The sequence below is a fragment of the Streptomyces sp. NPDC048643 genome, from assembly GCF_040650615.1.
Taxonomy (GTDB): domain Bacteria; phylum Actinomycetota; class Actinomycetes; order Streptomycetales; family Streptomycetaceae; genus Streptomyces.
The window spans coordinates 117,042-133,275 of record NZ_JBEZHO010000013.1 but is presented as its reverse complement, the minus strand read 5'-3'; the positions used below and the strand labels follow the sequence as shown (position 1 = coordinate 133,275).

Annotated in this window: 15 protein-coding genes; 7 read left to right on the top strand and 8 right to left on the bottom strand. The window is 70.0% G+C overall.

Going from position 1 to position 16,234, the window contains the following annotated elements:
• The first annotated feature begins 42 nt into the window (after positions 1-42).
• Together AB0C62_RS15920 and AB0C62_RS15915 are read left to right on the top strand one after the other, a co-directional pair.
• Positions 43-1,173 (top strand): hypothetical protein, encoded by a 1,131-nt coding sequence (locus AB0C62_RS15920; RefSeq protein WP_362973438.1) that lies wholly within the window; start codon positions 43-45, stop codon positions 1,171-1,173.
• Positions 1,174-1,404: 231 nt separating this feature from the next.
• Positions 1,405-4,530: a discoidin domain-containing protein gene (locus AB0C62_RS15915; RefSeq protein ID WP_362973436.1), complete on the top strand. Its 3,126-nt coding sequence runs from the start codon at positions 1,405-1,407 to the stop codon at positions 4,528-4,530.
• Positions 4,531-4,656: 126 nt separating this feature from the next.
• On the opposite strand, the gene AB0C62_RS15910 is transcribed toward AB0C62_RS15915, so the two are convergent.
• A complete protein-coding gene (locus tag AB0C62_RS15910; RefSeq protein ID WP_362973434.1) occupies positions 4,657-5,010 on the bottom strand; it encodes a VOC family protein in 354 nt (117 codons plus the stop codon).
• 270 nt (positions 5,011-5,280) lie between these two features.
• Between AB0C62_RS15910 and AB0C62_RS15905 the strand changes: the two genes are divergently transcribed.
• On the top strand, positions 5,281-5,886 hold the full coding sequence (locus AB0C62_RS15905) for a dihydrofolate reductase family protein (protein ID WP_362973432.1): 606 nt from the start codon (positions 5,281-5,283) through the stop codon (positions 5,884-5,886).
• Between the two features lie 103 nt (positions 5,887-5,989).
• Here the strand turns inward: AB0C62_RS15905 and AB0C62_RS15900 are convergent, their stop codons facing one another.
• Positions 5,990-6,571, bottom strand: a complete 582-nt coding sequence (locus tag AB0C62_RS15900; protein ID WP_362973430.1) for a GNAT family N-acetyltransferase — start codon at positions 6,569-6,571, stop codon at positions 5,990-5,992.
• 225 nt (positions 6,572-6,796) lie between these two features.
• Between AB0C62_RS15900 and AB0C62_RS15895 the strand changes: the two genes are divergently transcribed.
• Positions 6,797-7,372: a TerD family protein gene (locus AB0C62_RS15895; protein ID WP_362973569.1), complete on the top strand. Its 576-nt coding sequence runs from the start codon at positions 6,797-6,799 to the stop codon at positions 7,370-7,372.
• A 75-nt stretch (positions 7,373-7,447) separates the two neighbouring features.
• On the opposite strand, the gene AB0C62_RS15890 is transcribed toward AB0C62_RS15895, so the two are convergent.
• Both AB0C62_RS15890 and AB0C62_RS15885 read right to left on the bottom strand, forming a co-directional pair.
• Positions 7,448-7,843 (bottom strand): hypothetical protein, encoded by a 396-nt coding sequence (locus tag AB0C62_RS15890; protein WP_362973428.1) that lies wholly within the window; start codon positions 7,841-7,843, stop codon positions 7,448-7,450.
• 49 nt (positions 7,844-7,892) lie between these two features.
• A complete protein-coding gene (locus tag AB0C62_RS15885) occupies positions 7,893-8,333 on the bottom strand; it encodes a helix-turn-helix domain-containing protein (RefSeq protein WP_362973426.1) in 441 nt (146 codons plus the stop codon).
• Between the two features lie 320 nt (positions 8,334-8,653).
• Between AB0C62_RS15885 and AB0C62_RS15880 the strand changes: the two genes are divergently transcribed.
• Together AB0C62_RS15880 and AB0C62_RS15875 are read left to right on the top strand one after the other, a co-directional pair.
• Positions 8,654-9,187: an AAA family ATPase gene (locus AB0C62_RS15880; protein WP_362973567.1), complete on the top strand. Its 534-nt coding sequence runs from the start codon at positions 8,654-8,656 to the stop codon at positions 9,185-9,187.
• 288 nt (positions 9,188-9,475) lie between these two features.
• Positions 9,476-11,551 carry a glycosyl hydrolase family 28-related protein gene (locus AB0C62_RS15875; RefSeq protein WP_362973424.1) on the top strand — a complete coding sequence of 692 codons (2,076 nt, stop codon included), beginning with the start codon at positions 9,476-9,478 and terminating at the stop codon, positions 11,549-11,551.
• Positions 11,552-11,683: 132 nt separating this feature from the next.
• Here the strand turns inward: AB0C62_RS15875 and AB0C62_RS15870 are convergent, their stop codons facing one another.
• The 4 genes from AB0C62_RS15870 to AB0C62_RS15855 all read right to left on the bottom strand — a co-directional run bounded on the left by AB0C62_RS15870 (position 11,684) and on the right by AB0C62_RS15855 (position 15,354).
• Positions 11,684-12,742 (bottom strand): LacI family DNA-binding transcriptional regulator, encoded by a 1,059-nt coding sequence (locus AB0C62_RS15870; RefSeq protein ID WP_362973422.1) that lies wholly within the window; start codon positions 12,740-12,742, stop codon positions 11,684-11,686.
• 92 nt (positions 12,743-12,834) lie between these two features.
• Complete coding sequence (locus AB0C62_RS15865) at positions 12,835-13,380, bottom strand: hypothetical protein (RefSeq protein ID WP_362973420.1); 546 nt, start codon at positions 13,378-13,380, stop codon at positions 12,835-12,837.
• Positions 13,381-13,685: 305 nt separating this feature from the next.
• Positions 13,686-14,522 carry a DUF6461 domain-containing protein gene (locus AB0C62_RS15860; protein WP_362973418.1) on the bottom strand — a complete coding sequence of 279 codons (837 nt, stop codon included), beginning with the start codon at positions 14,520-14,522 and terminating at the stop codon, positions 13,686-13,688.
• Positions 14,523-14,706: 184 nt separating this feature from the next.
• On the bottom strand, positions 14,707-15,354 hold the full coding sequence (locus tag AB0C62_RS15855; protein ID WP_362973417.1) for a TetR/AcrR family transcriptional regulator: 648 nt from the start codon (positions 15,352-15,354) through the stop codon (positions 14,707-14,709).
• Positions 15,355-15,443: 89 nt separating this feature from the next.
• Between AB0C62_RS15855 and AB0C62_RS15850 the strand changes: the two genes are divergently transcribed.
• Entirely contained in the window at positions 15,444-16,106 is a 663-nt protein-coding gene (locus AB0C62_RS15850) for a methyltransferase domain-containing protein (protein WP_362973415.1), read from the top strand.
• Positions 16,107-16,234: the final 128 nt, after the last annotated feature.

Genomic DNA, 16,234 nt, shown 5'->3' with positions numbered 1-16,234 from the left:
CATTCGAAATCCACACTTCAAGACGCTACGGAGAAAACGAAGATGGCTACACGCAGAGGCTTCATAGTCGGCGCCTCCGGTATCGGCACCGCCGCGCTCCTGGGCTACTCGGCCTCCCCGAGCGCCGCCGACACGTCGGGGGCGACCACACCCGGCCCGGTGGCGGTGACCCCCCAGCAGGCGAAGGACTCGATCTTCGCCGTCAACGCCGGAATGCGCTCCAACTACGCCACCCTGAAAGCCGAGTTGATCAAGCACCTCGCCCCGGTGATCGTGGTGCAGAACGACGCGAAGGGCGGCAGGTTCACCCTCGTGACCCCGACGGGCCAGGAGTCCGTCAACCCCGTGGCGGAGACGTTCGAGCTGGCGAAGTCCATCGCTCACGTTCCGCTCGGCTGCTTCTCGGTGATCGCCTCCTACCTCGCGGACAAGCTCCCGAACCTGCCGAACGCCGCTCGGATCGACCCGCACGACCTGCTGATGGTGGCCTTCAACGACGACAAGTCCACCGCGTGGATCAAGCCACTTCAGGCCTACGCCGTCACTCTCACCACGGCGCGCCAGAACCTCGCCGCCGCCGGTCTGCCGGCCGCGCTGGTCACGTCCTGCGGCAATATCCTCGACGCCGCACTGAAGTTCATCAACACCTCGGTGGCGACGAAGGTATTCGACATGAAGTCGTTCGAGGACTTCTCCGGCAGCGTCTACCCCGACATCCGCACCAACATGGAGTACGCGGCGAAGGCCCAGATCAAGGGCGTGCAGGACATCATGAAGACCTGGCGTGCGAAGGTCGGCGAGGCGGCCTGGGCGGATCTCTACTGCGTCGTGCTGTCGCAGTGGACCACCAGTGTGCTCAACCAGAACACCATCATCATCAAGGACTGCATGAACGCCGCGAAGGTCGGCACCCACCTGATCGACCTGCCCGGCCTGGAGACGCCCAAGGACCCGGTCTTCACCGCGCTCGACAACCTCGCGCGGATCGTGCAGGACAACATCGCCGCGGAGATGGTGTTCCCGAAGAGCACCGTGGTCGCCGACGCGCTGAAGGGCAAGCAGGACCTGCTCTCCGACGAGATCCTCATCCAGCTCGGCGGCGCCACCCCGGCGCCCGCGAAGGCCGCCACCTACAACACCCTCGCCGAGGGGATGTGCCCCGTCAGGAAGTAGCCGGCGGCGCACAACAGGACCGATTCCCAGGGCTTTTCCTCGTGCCCCCGTCGACCTCTCGACGGGGGCACCCGCGCGGACGCGGACTTGCGCGGACCGCACCGAAGGCCCTCATCGGTCCCACGGACGACAACGATCACTCCTGCCCCACCCCTTGACGAACGGGCGATTCCGGACGAACAATTTCGGTCATCCGTTTGACAACGTTGTCTTACTCGAAAGGCGCCCAGCGTGCCCGATGCATCCCTGTATGTCGATCGCCGCCGTTTCGTCCAGCTTCTCGGCGCCGCCGCCCTCGCGGCGACGGTCCCCGTCACCCTCGGCAGCGGCACGGCGAGCGCCCATGGACGCCCGGGTACGGCGCCCGACACCATCGCGGAGACCTACTACCGCGTCCTGCTGAACCACACCCACTGGTCCGAGACACAGTGGGACGCGGCCCGCGGCTACTACACGGACAAGGACTTCGGCTTCGCCGTGGTGCTCGGCAACGCGGTTCTCCTCACGCACGGTGCGTACGACAGCGACCGGGCCGGGATCGACGAGAAGACGCTCAAGGCCCGGACGATCGCGACCATCCAGCACTTCGCCGCGTCCAACCGGCTCACCGGCGGCACCCAGTGGGGCCGGACCCTGTTCTTCGACACCACCTTCCAGCTCTACTTCGTGCTGGCCGCACGGCTGCTGTGGGACGACCTCGACGAGGCCACCCGGACCAACGTCGACACCATCGCCCGTGAACAGGCCGCCTACACCACGGGCTTGGGAACCGGCGACGACCCGAACTCCGGCGGCTGGACCCCGCACGGCCTCCTCGGCGGTCACGAGGGCGACACCAAACTCGAGGAGATGGGCGTCTACGCGCAGTCCCTCGCCCCGGGACTGGCCTGGGCGCCGGACGACGCGCGGCACGCCGACTGGGACAAGGCCTTCGGTACCTGGTCCCGCAACGAGACCGGTCTGCCCCAGGCGGATTCGGTCAACCCGGCCCGTGTCGACGGCGTCCCCGTCTCCGACAACAAGGCCCGCAACCTCTACGACACCTTCATCGTCGAGAACCACGGATCCTTCGGCCCGCACTATCAGGAAGAACTGTTCCGCACGTCCGGCCGCAACGCCGCCCACTTCATCACCGCCGGCCGTCCGCTGCCCCAGGTCCTCACCAACCAGCCGAACGCGGACCAGCTGTGGCGCACCCTGCTCGGGGTGATGAGCGACGCCGGCGAGCCGCTGATGCCGATGGTCAACGACCGCGAGCACCTCTACGGCCGTGACGTCATCCCGCTCGCCTTCCTCGCCCAGGTGGCCGGCGACCGCGCGGCGGCCCGGGCGGAAGTGGCGCTCGCCGAGCGGCTGGAGGCCTACCAGAAGTATCCGCCGGAGTACCGTCTGGCGAAGTTCTCCGGCGAGCCGAAGTACGAGCCCGAGGCCCGCGCGGAGGTGGCCATCAGCTACCTCCTGCACCTGTGGGCCGCGGGTCAGGGCCGCACGGTGCGCCCCCTGACCTCGGAGGAACTGTTCCAACACGCCTCGGGCGTCACCGACTTCGGCACCGTCCCCGGTCTCGTGTCCCACCAGTCGACCGGCGCCTGGGCGGGCGCCGTGACCAAGCCGGGCTTCGTGAAGTTCGCCTGGCAACCGGCCCACGACGACTGGCTGTTCAAGCTCAGCGGCGCCAACCCCATGTTCCTGCCCAGCACCGCCGCGCAGGTGACCGGCCGCCAGGTGCGGACGTACAGCACGGTCCGTGACGGGTTCGACGGCAGCGCCACCATGCTGCGCCTGGGCACCGGCCGGGCGGGCCTGACCACGCTGCCCTCGGGCGCCGTCGTCTACGCGACGACCGGTGTCGCGGCGGGGGAGGGGCACCTGGAGGTCCACAACCTCACCATGCCGGGCATGGCGGGCCTCACGGGCTCACGCACCTACCGCTTCGCCGAGGGCAGCGCCACGGTGACCGCCCAGGACTCCCGACCGGCCGCCGCCACTCCGCGCGTGGACGAGGTCACCTTCGCGAAGACCGAGGTCGGACACCTGCGCATGATCGGCGTCCTGCCCGACCCGACGTACGGCTACTCCCTCTACGCCTTCGAGGCCCGCGACGGTTCGGACGGCACCGACCTCGCCCGGAGCGGGACGGCGACCGCCTCCTCGTACGACCCCGGCAAGGAGCCGGGGCTGGCGGTGGACGGAAACGCCACGAGCCGATGGGCGGTCTCGAAGGCGGACCGGCCCCGGGCGGACAGCTGGATCGCCGTCGACCTCGGGGGGACGCACACGGTGGACCGCGTCACCCTCCGCTGGGAGGCCGCCGCCGGACGCGCCTACACCGTGCAGGGATCGGCCGACGGCAAGCAGTGGAACGATCTCGTCTCCTGGCCCGAGCCCGACGTCTCCAGCGAGGGCGGCTGGCTCGACGTCGACGGACGGGCAGGCCTCGTCGTCCGGGGATCCAAGCAGCCGCTCGCGGTGTACGGCGACACGATCGTCCTCGCCGACGGCGCGGCGACGCCCCTGCTGGCAGAAGGCTTTCCCGGCATATCCACCGCCGAGCTCCGCGACCTCGCGCGCGGTGCCACTCCGCAGGCCGAGGACGACAGCGTCCGCGCGGCTCTCACCGAGGACCACCTCAGCCTGTTCAACCTGTCCGAGCAGCAGGTGACGACGCGTGTCGACCTCCCTCAACCCGGCCCGCGCACGGCCCTGTTCGAGGGAACTCAGACCCTTACCGCGCAAGGCAGCGCCTACGAGGCCCACCTTGACGCCGCCACGGCCGAACTCCTGCCTCCGCGCATGGTGGTGAGCCCGGCTTTCGGAGGAAGGCTGCCCGCCGGACTCAGGGCGGAGGTCGTCGACGCCGCCACCGTGCGGTTCACCGGGCCGTCCTGCCGCCTTCGCGTGACCGCCCAGGGGCACAGCGAGGTGGCGGAGGTCCGCGCCGGCCGCACCACCACCGTCACCCTGCGGGGCGCCGAGGCCTATCCGCTGGACGACCTCGCCCTGGGCCGCACGGTCTTCCCGACCAACCCGCTCCCGCCCGGCATGTCGGACCCGTCGGCCGCCGTCGACGGTGACCCGCACACGGCCTGGACACCCGGTCCCGACGGGCGCATGGTCGTCGACCTCGGCGCCGAGCGCCCCGTCCGTGAACTCCGCACGGAGTGGACCGGCGGTCGCGTCCCGGGCCTGAAGGCGGAACTCAGCAGCGACGGTCTGACCTACACGCAGGCCGGCCGGCTCACCGGACACGGCAAGAGCCGTCGGCTCACCACCGACGGCAGCGCCCGATACGTGGCACTGGCGACCGACGCGGGCAAGCGCGGCGACGCCCGGTTGATCAGTCTCTCCGTGCGCTGACCGACGTCCTCGCACGGCGACCGCACCCGACAGCGGAACTCCCCTCCACCGGAGGGGAGTTCCGCTGTCGCGTGCTCGGATCTCAGCCGGCTTGCGGGGTGTGCTGGGACATCGTCGACGGCACGCTCAGACGGGCTGCCACAGCTCGATCTTGTTGCCCTCGGGATCGGTGACCCAGCCGAACCGGCCGACACCCTCCATGTCCTGCGTCTCCCCGGCCACGTCCGCTCCCTTGGCCCGCAGCTGCGCGAGCATCGCATCCAGGTCACGGACACGGAAGTTGAGCATGGTCTGCTGAGCGCGGGACCCGAAGTAGTCGGTCTCGGACTCGAACGGCGCGAACACCGTCGGGCCGGCCTCCTGCTGCCACAGGCCGTTCTCCTCGGTGTTCAGCCCCAGGCAGTCGCGGTACCAGGTACTCAGGGACACCGGGTCGGCGGCGCGCAGGAAGTACCCACCGATTCCAAGCACATGTTCCATGGCGCAATCCTGCCAGCACCCGGCGACCGGGCGGGTCGGCACCACGCCTCGATCCCCGCGTGCCTGTCGTCCCGAGGAAAGCACTCGGCCCCACCAGGATGAATACTCCAGCCGCGCCGACCACCTGGCGGCCTGCCGGAGGGCAGCCAGGACGATCGCTATGTTGGCGGGGCCCGGCGCTCCCCGTCGGCAGCAGTCGACGACGTCCACCTCCACCACCCGGCCCCACCGTGATCCCTCCACGATCCCCAGCAACAGCGCAGGAGCAGCATGAGCAAGGTCTTCAGCGCCCACGCCGTCTCGGTCGACGGCTACATCAGTGGTCGCATTCCCGACGGTCAGGAGGAGTTCGGAAGCGGACTCGGTGACGCGCCGATGCTCTTCGACTGGTACTTCGGCGGCGACACGTCGAGCGAGTCGTTCGACGGATTCAGCCTCAGTGAACCCAGCGCCCGGTTCTTCGACGCGATCGCGGGTCGCGTGGGGGCGACGGTCGCGGGGCGCACCACCTACGAGCACTCCCGTCATTTCGGCGGCGGCGGCCCGCACCCGACGGCACCGCTCTTCGTCCTCAGCCACCGTCCGGCGCCCGAGATCACCGAGGCGCAGACACTTGTCACCACCGGTATCGAGGACGCGGTGGCGGCCGCACGCGAGGCCGCGCGGGGCAAGGACGTCGCTCTCATGGGCGGCGGCGTGCTGTCGTCCGCGCTGGAGGCCGACCTCGTGGACGAGGTGATCCTGCACCAGGTACCGGTCCTCCTCGGAGGCGGCCGCCCCTTCTTCCACGAGATCCCGAGGCACGTGGACCTACGCCTCCTCCAGACGATCCCGGCACCCGGTGTGACGCACCTCCACTACGAGGTGGTCCGGTAGTCCTCGTCACCGGCGTCCTGATCGGGCCGCGCGACGGCGGGTCCGGACGGCTGCTGTCACCGCCAGTCTCCAGGCCGTCGGTCGCGTCCGTGCTCCATCGGGCTCACCGGAGGGGGCCGCGCCGGACCTGTTCGGCCGTCCACTCGCGCGCGAGTGTCGCGTAGACGTACTCGCCGGCCCAGCGATCGCCGTCGAGGTCGTTCTCGACGAAGTGTGCTTCGCGGCGCATGCCGAGCCGCTCGCACACGCGCACCGAACCGCTGTTGAGCACGTCGAGGCGGGCGAACAGCCGGTGGACGTTCAACTCCGCGAAGGCGAGTGAGACGGTCGCGCGGGCGGCCTCGGTGGCGTAACCGCGTCCGCCGTACGCGGGATGGAAGACCCAGCCGATCTCGGCCTGGCGGGCTCGCGCGCTCGCCAGCTTGAGCACGATCTCGCCGACGACCGTCGTCCCGCCCGTCTCGCACACGGCCACCACCAGGTCGTCGCCGTCCTCGGCCCACGCCGTACCGGCCGCGCGCCGCGCCAGACTCCGCACACACTGGTCGCGGGTGAGCGGCGGCCGGAAGAGGTGGCGGGCGACGTCGGGGAGGCTCTGATACGCGTGCAGGTCGTCGAGGTCGTCCGGCGTGAACCGGCGCAGAGTGAGCCGCTCGGTCGCAACGGGCAGTGGGAGCCTGAACATCGGCCGGGTGTCTCCTCCTCGTCGGCAGCCCCGCCAGCGTAAGGGACCCTCCGTCGAGCGGTGCCGCCCACCCGGCGGCGGGCACGACCGGCTCCGGAGCAGCGGGACAGGGCGGCACGACCGTCCGACGACGGGCGGCCGGGGACTCGCCACGGCATCCCCGAAAGCCCACTCCCGATCGACCTGCGTGAACAGGCCCGCGCGGAGGGATACTTGACGGCGTGGATACGCGTTCCATACGAGTTCGGTTCAGGGGAGGCGGCGTCCGTGAGCGGTGTCAGTAGGGGGCTCGCGAAGGTCCAGGTGAAGCTCCGCTGGGATCCCAGTCCCTGGGGGGAGGCGCCCCGGCACCTCGACATCATGGCGGCGACCTATTCCGCCGAGGAGCCGCACGGGCGACCGGTGTACGTCGTCCACACCGAGAGCCGCTCGCCGGACGGCACCATCAACATGAGCCGCCACAGCGAGACCGGCCAGGGGCTCGGCTTCGTCGAGGTGATGGTCCTGGAACTCGACCGGCTGGCGTCGTCGTACGCGCGCGTCGTGGTGGGTGTGGCCATCCATCAGGACCAGGGCGTTCTGACGTTCGGCGACATCACGAACGCGGGGGTGCTGGTCGCCGAGGACTACAGGGAGCTGATGACGGACGACCTCACCCGGGTCGCGGGATCGAACGCCACGACGATCGCTCAGTTCACCAGGGACGGCTCCGGCGCCTGGTCGCTTCAGGAGACCGTCCGCGGCTTCGACGGCTCGCCGACGGCGTTCGCCGCGGAGATGGGCAACGTCTGGCAGTCGTGAACCGGACGGTCACAGGACCTGCGCCGACCGGCCCAGCAGGCGCGCAAGCTCAGGATCGGGCGGTGAGGGGCAGCCTCAGCCGGCCAGGTACTGACCGAGTACGTCGGCCTCGCGGCGGAGTCGAAGGGCCGCGTCGCGCTGACCATACGTGTCGTACCGATCGGCCTCGCCGATGCGGTCGTCGACCTGGGCCCGCAGGAGGGCGCGAACGTCGTCGACGGACAGGACGCGGCGTTCCGCTTCTGTTGAACCGACCCCGGTCCGGGCGCCGGCGACGTGTTCGCTCACCGCGTGAGCGGCCTGTGCGGGTGCCTCCACGGCTTCGGCGTTGTCGATGACCGCGATGGCGGTGCGCAGCGCGGTGACTGCCTCGGTCCGGCGCGCCTTCATCGCGGCGACGAGGTCGGCGCGGAGCAGCGACCGGAGAGCCTGGGCGTCTTCGGGGGCCGGCGTGTCGGGACTCCTGGTCATTGGTGGTCTCCGTCTGTCGAGGTCGAGGACTGCTGGGTCGAGAGGGCGTTCACAGTTCCGATTCCGTGAACGACCCGATGAGGGCGACCAGCGTGGCCGTGTCGTCGGAGCTGCCGATGGCGACGAACTTCGCGGAGTTCCGCTGCTCGTCGTAGAGGGTCTCCAGATGCAGGCGCGCCCCCCGTCCCGGACGGGTCGCCGCCGCGCTCGTCACGAGCGTGCTCAGCCGCGACATCGCCGCCCTGTCGATCCCGTCGACCTGCACGACGGCCGTCACCTCGACGCGCGGTGGCCCGCTCACCGCCGAGGTCGGCGGCGCCGGAGTGCGGCCCTCGGTGAGGGCGTCCACGTCCGCCGCGGCGATCCGGTACTGCTTGCCGATCCGCACGGCGGGCAGGAGGCCGTCCCGCACGTAGCCGCGAACGGTGCGGACGTGGAGGCCGAGCATCTCGGCGACCTCTTCGGTCGAGTACAAAGCTGAAGCTGACATGACTCCTCAAGATTCCTCAAGGGGCCCTATCTTACCTCATGTGGGGCATGAATAAGGAAGGATAGGGAATATGGCGTAGTTCGGCCGCGTGTGTCCCGCGTTTTCCTGCGTCCGGACCGGTATCCGCTCTCATCGCGCTACGAACCCGCCTGGCTGCTCGACCTCGACATGGGGGCCGACTCCGTTGTGGCTCGACGAGGCAGTCGGCCCCCGAGGCCCGCGGTCGGTCACTCGGTGGCCGGCCTGAGGTCGTCGCGCCACGGGCATGCTGACCGGGTACTGCCGTGCCGGTGTGGGGGATGGGTGGAGTGCCAGTGGTGATGGTGGGCAACGCGGAGTCCCGTCTGGTTCTCCTGCGGGGGAACAGCGCCTCGGGGAAGTCGTCGGTCGCCGCCGGTCTCCGTGACCGCTTCGGACGGGGGCTGGCTCTCGTGGGGCAGGACAACCTGCGGCGCCTCGTGCTGCGTGAACGGGACCGGCCGGGCGCGGCGAACATCGGCCTGATCGATCTGACGGCCCGGTATGCCCTCGACGCCGGCTACCACGTGGTCGTCGAGGGCATCCTCTATGCCGACCACTACGGGGACATGCTCGCCGGGCTGTGTGCCGATCATCGCGGGAAGACCCGCGCGTACTACTTGGACGTGCCCTTCGCCGAGACGCTCACCCGGCACGCCACGAAGCCGATCGCCGACGATGTCGACGAGGCGCGGTTGCGCGACTGGTACAGGCCGCGTGACCTCCTGCCCGGTGTCGTGGAGACGGTCATCGGTGCCGACAGCGCCCTCCTCGCGACGGTCGATCGCGTGATGCTCGACACCGGGCTGGCCCACTTGCCGGCGGTTGACCGCTGACAGCGCAGGAGTGACGTCGCGCGTTGCAGCGGTCCGCAAGAAAGCGATGAAAGAACGCAGGATCCGAACTAGTTGATGGAAAGACGTGTCCGGCGTCTTGTAGGGCTGCCCCGCCACGTCCTACTGTCACCGCACCGGCACGGCCTCCGTCCCCGGCCACCCGCCTGCGTGGCGCGCGGCCCAACTCCCCTCGCACGCACCGTTCTTCCACCCTGTCCGACCGTGCTCGGCTCTCGTTCACCGCCCCGTCCGTCCTCGTTCGTCCGTCCCGAAAGAAGCGAGAATCTGATGTCGCCGTACAGCACAGACGGGGCTGCGGAGCGGGTCCGCAGTCGCGCGCGAAGACCGGTCAGAACCGCGGCGGCCGTGACCGCGGCGGCCGCCGGACTGGTCCTCGGCCTCGGATCGCCGGCACCGGCGGCCGGCGCGCAGGGCACCGGCGCGGGCACGCCGGTGGTGACCCGGGCCGGCCTCGATCCCGCCCTCGTCGCAGGGCGCGGCGCCGCCGTGGACTTCGCCGAGCAGGAGGCGGAGAACGCGTCGACGAACGGCACGGTCATCGGCCCCGACCGCACCGCCTACACCCTGCCCTCCGAGGCCTCCGGCCGTACCGCGGTGCGCCTGAAGCCGGGCGAGCACGTCGAGTTCACCCTGCCGCGCGCCGCCAACGCCCTCACCGTGCGCTACAGCATCCCCGACGCGCCCCGAGGCGGCGGCATCACCGCACCGCTCGACGTCTCCGTCGACGGCAGGCACCGCTCCACGATGACGCTCACCTCGCAGTACTCCTGGCTCTACAACCAGTACCCGTTCAGCAACGATCCCCAGGCCGACCTGCTGCACCCGGACTGGTGGATCACGGAGTGCGGATGCGTGCCCGCGGCCACCACCCCCGCTCCCGTCGTCGACAAGCCGTTCAGGCCCAGCCACTTCTACGACGAGCAGCGGCTCCTGCTCGGCAAGCGCTACGAGGCGGGCGACACCGTCCGTCTCACCGCGCCCAAGGGCAGCGCGGCGGCCTGGACCGTGATCGACCTGCTCGACACACAGCTCGTCGCGGCCCCGCACATCGAGCTGCGCGCGGCGAACGTCCTCGCGTTCGGCGCCGACCCCACCGGCCGGCGTGACGCGGGCGACGCGTTCGACCGGGCCATCGCGTATGCCAAGAAGCGGCACCTCAAGGTGTACCTGCCGCCGGGCACGTACCAGGTGAACCGGCACATCCTTGTGGACGACGTGACGATCGTCGGCGCGGGCAACTGGTACACCGTCGTCAAGGGACACCAGGTCACCCTGGACACCCCGGCCCCCGACGGCTCGGTCCACACCGGCGTCGGCTTCTACGGCAAGGACGTGGCGGACGGCGGCAGTCACGACGTCCACCTGTCCGGCTTCGCCGTCGAGGGCGACGTCCGTGAACGCATCGACACCGATCAGGTCAACGCCATCGGCGGTGCGCTCAGCGACTCGACGATCGACGGCCTGTATCTCCACCACACCAAGGTCGGCATGTGGTTCGACGGCCCGATGACGCGTCTGCGCATCAGCCGCAACGTGATCGCCGACCAGATCGCCGACGGCCTCAACTTCCACACCGGCGTCACCGATTCCACCGTCTCGGACACCTTCGTCCGCAACTCCGGTGACGACGGCCTGGCCATGTGGTCGGAGAAGACCGGCAACGCGCGCAACGTCTTCTCCCACAACACCGTGCAGACCCCCGTACTCGCCAATGGCATCGCCATCTACGGCGGTACCGACAACAAGGTCACCGGCAACCTCATCGCCGACCCCATCAGAGAGGGCAGCGCCATCCAGGTCGGCTCCCGCTTCGGCGCGGAACCCTTCGGCGGACACCTGTGGATCACGGACAACACCACCGTCCGCTCCGGCCCGTTCGAACTCAACTGGAAGATCGGTCTCGGCGCCATCTGGTTCTACGCCCTGGAGCGGGACATCGACGCCGACATCCAGGTCACCGGCGACCACTTCCTCGACAACACCTACAACGCCGTGATGCTCGTCTCCGACTTCCCGGTGAAGGACAAGTACGCCATCCGGGGTGTCCACTTCAAGGACATCCGCGTGGACGGCACCGGCACGTCGGTGCTCAGCGCACGCTCCGCCGGCTCGGCGTCCTTCGAGAACGTGGACGCCCGCAACGTGGGTGCGGTCGGCATCAACAACTGCGGATCGTTCAACTTCCCGCCCACCGGCTCCGAGTTCGCCGTGCAGGACCTCGGCGGCAACGACGGTGGTGGCACGACAGGCGCCTGGATGGCGTCCTGGGAACTCCCGAACACCATCACCTGCGACGACCGGCCTCCGGTCGTCGCACCGCCGGCCCCGACACCGTGGCCGTAGGCGTCGGTCACTGATGTGCGGGGGTGCGCACAGTCGCCGTCCGGCGGCGTCGACTGTGCGCACTCTCGCGCCTGCTGCCCGCACGAGTGGAAGGCGGAGTCAGGGCCTTCGTCCCACCCGGCCCGGAGGCGGTCACTCTTCAGGAGTGGATCTCCGCCGGGCCGTACTCGCGCGCACGACGAGCTCCGGCGCCACCGTCAGATGCGTCGACTCGCTCGTCCTGCCCTCGATGTGGTCCAGAAGCAGCCCGATGCTGCTGCGGCCGAGCGACGCGAAATCCTGGCGGATCGTGGTGAGCGGAGGAGGAAAGAACTCCGCCTCGGGTATGTCGTCGAAGCCCGCGACGGCCACGTCCTCCGGCGTACGAAGGCCCGCTTCCCGGAACGCCCGCAGCACGCCGAGAGCCATCTGGTCGTTCGCCACGAACACTGCGGTCGGGCCCGCTTCGTGCCCCGGCGACGCGGGGACCCGGTCCGCGAGGTGCCGCCCTGCCAGATAACCCGACAACGGACTCCAGTCGCCACGCAGCGGTGGCGGCACCTGGGCGCCGGCATCGCGCAGCGCGCTCTCCCACCCCTCGGTACGGGCATCGCTCTCCAGCCAGTCACGCGGTCCCGCGACATGCCACACCGTCGCATGGCCCGACGCGAGAAGATGCTCCGTGAGCATGCGGGCGCCCAGATGCTGGTCCAGCGAAACTCCCGGCAGATCCAGGGTGTGGCCACCCTCCACGGTGACCACGGGACAGGGCGCCTCCAGCGACGCCAGCGCCCGCACCGCGGCCCGTTGTGGCGTGACGGCGACGATCCCCTCGACTCCCCACTCCGCGAGGTGGTGCATGGCCTCGGCGAGGGCTCCCTGCGTCGCGGCCCGTAGGGTGACCGCGGAGGTGAGGTAGCCGCGGTCCCGCGCCGCCTCCTGGACTCCGGCGAGCGTGCTGGCCGGGCCGTAGAGCGTGGTGTTCACCGCCATGACGCCCAAGGTGTGGGTCCGACGGGTGGCGAGAGCCCGCGCGGCGGAGTTCCGTCGGTACCCCAGCTGTTCGATGACCTGGGTCACCGCCGCACGCGTCTTGGCGCTGACGTTCGGGTGGTCGCTGAGCACGCGGGAAACCGTCTGGTGGGACACGCCGGCGACGCGGGCGACGTCCGTCATCGTGGGTGCTCGCGAGACGTCGGGGAGCTGGGTCAACGCTCTTCCTCTTCTCATCGACCGACGCTCCCAAGGTAGCGAACCACCCGCTCGCGCCACAGGTGGTGGACGGTTCGGAGGGAGGCGTCCGGTCAGACCAGGGTGTCGACGGCCGGCGCCTCGCGGCCTGTCAACGGGGCCGGCTGGGCGCGGGGCGTCATCCGGCTCCGTACGAAGATCGTGGCCAGCCTGGTGACCACTTCGGTGAGCGCCATCAGGACGAACGCCGCGACCCAGGCCTGGTCGCTGGTGATGTGGTGGGCGACGCTGAATCGGGCGACATCGTCGCTGCCGCCGCCGTGCTCGACCCACAGTTGGAAGCCCATCCGGGCCCCCATCCCGACCACCCACAGGATCGCCGAGACCGCACCGGCCTTGATCAACAGGTGTCCGCCCGCGGAGCGTATGCGGGTGTAGACACCACCGGCGACACCGAGTGCGGCGCCGATGCCCATCAGCGTGCCGATCAGCATCAGGTCGTTGCCCGCGGTGGGGATCGAGTCGAGGTACGTATGCGCCACGAACGCCACGATGCCCAGCGGGATGAGGAAGGACTTGAGATCGAGCCGGCCCTCCCGCAGCTGCCGGAACACGACGAGAATCAGGGCGATGTCGGTGATCCAATCGGATGTCGTCATGCCCCCAAGCCTGCTGGGACGGGGCCTTCGACGCTTGGACCCGAGGGTGGAATCCCGGGTGGAGATCCCCAGCTCGTTGACGTCCACCCTGCGGAGGAGACCGGCACTGACCTGAGTACGCGCCACGTGGCGCGGGCGGACATGCCCACTGCGGACGGGGGACCGAAAGCCCTTCGCCCCATCAGGAGTCCGCACTTAGTGTCGTGTGCTCCCGGCCGGTCTCATCCCGCGCTGTGGGTACCGGCCGGGGAACTGGAGCCGTTCAACCGCAACATCGTCGGCCCGATCCACGTGGTCCACGAGTTTCACTGATCCGGCAAAGGGCCTTGCGTCGCGGGCTGGGGAGGGGACTGCGACGGCCCGCGGACGACCATCGGTGCCTCGGCCTCGATGCGCGACCGTGCCATCGCCGTCTCGACGTCCGTACGACTGACTTCCTTGTAGAGGCGGCCTCCGTTGGCGTCGGTGATGTCGATGACGATGGCGGTCCACTCCTCGGCCGGCTCCTCCGGAACGTGTCCCACCTGGTATTCGGCGGTGCGGAGCTGGTCCTCCGTCACGCGGACGCCGGTCATCCGCTCGGCCAGGGCGAAGACCCCGGCCTTGGTGTCGATGGGTGTGCCGGTGCCGGTCTCGTCCTCGTCGAGGTCGAAGCCGAGCTCGCGCAGCACGGAGTTGAGGTCGTCGGGGGTGCTTCCCTCTCTGGAGGAGGCCCATTCGAAGGTGGTGCGAAGCTCCCCGTCCTCGTACCAGTGGAACAGGTCGATGGGCTTGCCTCCGTTGGTGGAGTGCACCACGGCTCGCCCGCCGGTCGACAGCGGTACGAGGGAACGCGACCAACTCCCCGCGCCGCCGTCGAACTGCAGGATCAGCGTCCAGTCGCCGCCTTCGCCCGGCACGCTGAAGGCACCGGCTACACAGGCCTCGCCCGAGTAGTCCGTCTCCTCGAACAGGGTCTGCTGGAGCTCGATCAGCTCCTCGGTCCCTGTGCATGTGCCGTGGGGCTCGGCATCCATCACCGCCAGCGCGGCACCGGGAGCGACGCCGCGCACGAGGGTCAGGGTATAGCCGACGTCCAGCGCGTAGCCGAAGGCGGAGGATGTGTGTATCCAGGCGTAGTCGTGAGCGGTTGCCGAGTTCATGCGCCAAGTCTGCCTGTCCGCACTGACATTGAGGTGAGCTGTTGATCGAGTGGGCGGCGAGCAGGACCGGCGCACGCGGTGCGGACCAGGATGCCCCAGGCATCGTCGTGCACCGCGGCACAGCGGCCCCGAGTCGACCGCGCCGCCCCGGGTGCAGCAGGCGGCAGGGTGACCGGCGGATCCCTCAAGCGGAAGGAGGCGCACCGCTGCCGGGCGAGACCCCTTCCGGCAGCAGCGACCGTAGAGCCAGCTCCGTCAGCTCGGCCTCCATGGCCTCACGGTCCGGGACGACCGCGGCGCGGAAGGAGCGGCCCGCCAGCAGGGAGACGAGCCACCAGGCCGCGGTCTGCGGGTCGATGTCGTCCCGGATGTCGCCGGCGGACTGTCCACGGCTCAGGAGCCCGGCCAGCATCTCGGCGACGTGCTGGTGCACCTGGCGCAGCGCGTCGCCCAGCTCGGGGTCGTGCGCCAGTGCGGTGGCGTCCGCGAAGAGGAACCCGTGGGCGCCGGGCTGGTGGTACCGGTCCATGTGTGCGGGGTCGAGGAACGCCGTCAGCACCTCGGACACGGGCCAGCCGTCGTCGGTCGCCCCGTGCAGGAGCGCGGCGACGGCGCCGGTCGCGTGGTCGAGCGTCGCCCGGTACAGCGCGGACTTGGAGCCGAAGTTCTGGAAGACCACCGGCTCGGTGACTCCGACCCGCTTGGCGATGTCGGAGACCTTGCCCCGCTGGTAGCCGGTCTCGGAGAAGACCTCGGTGGCCGCGGCGAGGATCGACGCGCGGCGCTCGGCGGCGGGCAGACGCGTGCGCGTGCGGGAACGGGGCTCGGTCACGACGCCATCGTACGACCCCTTGCGGTTTTTCTTAGTCGTGACTAAGTTGGAGCTCGTACTTAGTCGTGACTAAGTTATCGAGGAGGGTCATGAACCTCGGAAGCCTCATGCAGGGCAAGCCCCGCACGGACACGCCCGGCGTGACCATCGCAACGCCCCGCGCCTACGAATTCTTCGTCGACGTCTGCTTCGCAGGCCGGCGACATCGCCTCTTCACCCGACTCGCCGAACTCAGCGGGGCCCGGGCGGGTGACCGTGTCCTGGACGTGGGCTGCGGCACCGGCTACCTGACCCGGCGCATGGCCGGCCAGGTCGGCCCGGAAGGCGCGGTGACCGGCGTGGACGCGTCGCCGCCCGTCCTGGACTACGCACGCCGCAAGAAGCAGCCCCGGGGTCATGCCCCGACCACCTACCAGGAGGGGATCGCCGAAGCTCTCGCGCTGCCTGACGCCTCGTTCGACACCGTCGTCACCAGCCTGATGCTCCACCACCTGCCCGAAGACGTCCGTCCCGCGGCGTTGCGCGAGATGTACCGCGTTCTTCGGCCGGGCGGCAGGCTCCTGGTCGTCGAGTTCCGGCCGCCGAAAAGCCGGATGGGCCGTCACATGGTGCACGGCGGCGCAGGCCACGCCATGGCACACAACCGTGTCGATCTGTTGGACGTCCACATCGCGGAGGCCGGCTTCGAGGCGAACGGCCGCGGCGACCTGCAACCCTGGCTGTACTACGTGCAGGCGACCCGAACGCGGTAGGGCGGCCCGCTCGCGCCGGGGTCGGGGTGGCGGACCCGGGGACGGTCCGCTCGATCGAACGCACTTCGCTCGCCCAGGGCGCCCACCCGATCCGCCGCGCCCACGAACAGGGAGGCGGATCGTGGTGG

Bases quoted from the DNA above. Each gene is read 5' to 3' on its own strand.
- AB0C62_RS15865 (WP_362973420.1), bottom strand. From the start codon at position 13,380: ATGACGACATCCGATTGGATCACCGACATCGCCCTGATTCTCGTCGTG.
- AB0C62_RS15905 (WP_362973432.1), top strand. From the start codon at position 5,281: ATGAGCAAGGTCTTCAGCGCCCACGCCGTCTCGGTCGACGGCTACATC.
- AB0C62_RS15920 (WP_362973438.1), top strand. From the start codon at position 43: ATGGCTACACGCAGAGGCTTCATAGTCGGCGCCTCCGGTATCGGCACC.
- AB0C62_RS15910 (WP_362973434.1), bottom strand. From the start codon at position 5,010: ATGGAACATGTGCTTGGAATCGGTGGGTACTTCCTGCGCGCCGCCGAC.
- AB0C62_RS15875 (WP_362973424.1), top strand. From the start codon at position 9,476: ATGTCGCCGTACAGCACAGACGGGGCTGCGGAGCGGGTCCGCAGTCGC.
- AB0C62_RS15850 (WP_362973415.1), top strand. From the start codon at position 15,444: ATGAACCTCGGAAGCCTCATGCAGGGCAAGCCCCGCACGGACACGCCC.
- AB0C62_RS15880 (WP_362973567.1), top strand. From the start codon at position 8,654: ATGGTGGGCAACGCGGAGTCCCGTCTGGTTCTCCTGCGGGGGAACAGC.
- AB0C62_RS15860 (WP_362973418.1), bottom strand. From the start codon at position 14,522: ATGAACTCGGCAACCGCTCACGACTACGCCTGGATACACACATCCTCC.
- AB0C62_RS15885 (WP_362973426.1), bottom strand. From the start codon at position 8,333: ATGTCAGCTTCAGCTTTGTACTCGACCGAAGAGGTCGCCGAGATGCTC.
- AB0C62_RS15890 (WP_362973428.1), bottom strand. From the start codon at position 7,843: ATGACCAGGAGTCCCGACACGCCGGCCCCCGAAGACGCCCAGGCTCTC.
- AB0C62_RS15900 (WP_362973430.1), bottom strand. From the start codon at position 6,571: ATGTTCAGGCTCCCACTGCCCGTTGCGACCGAGCGGCTCACTCTGCGC.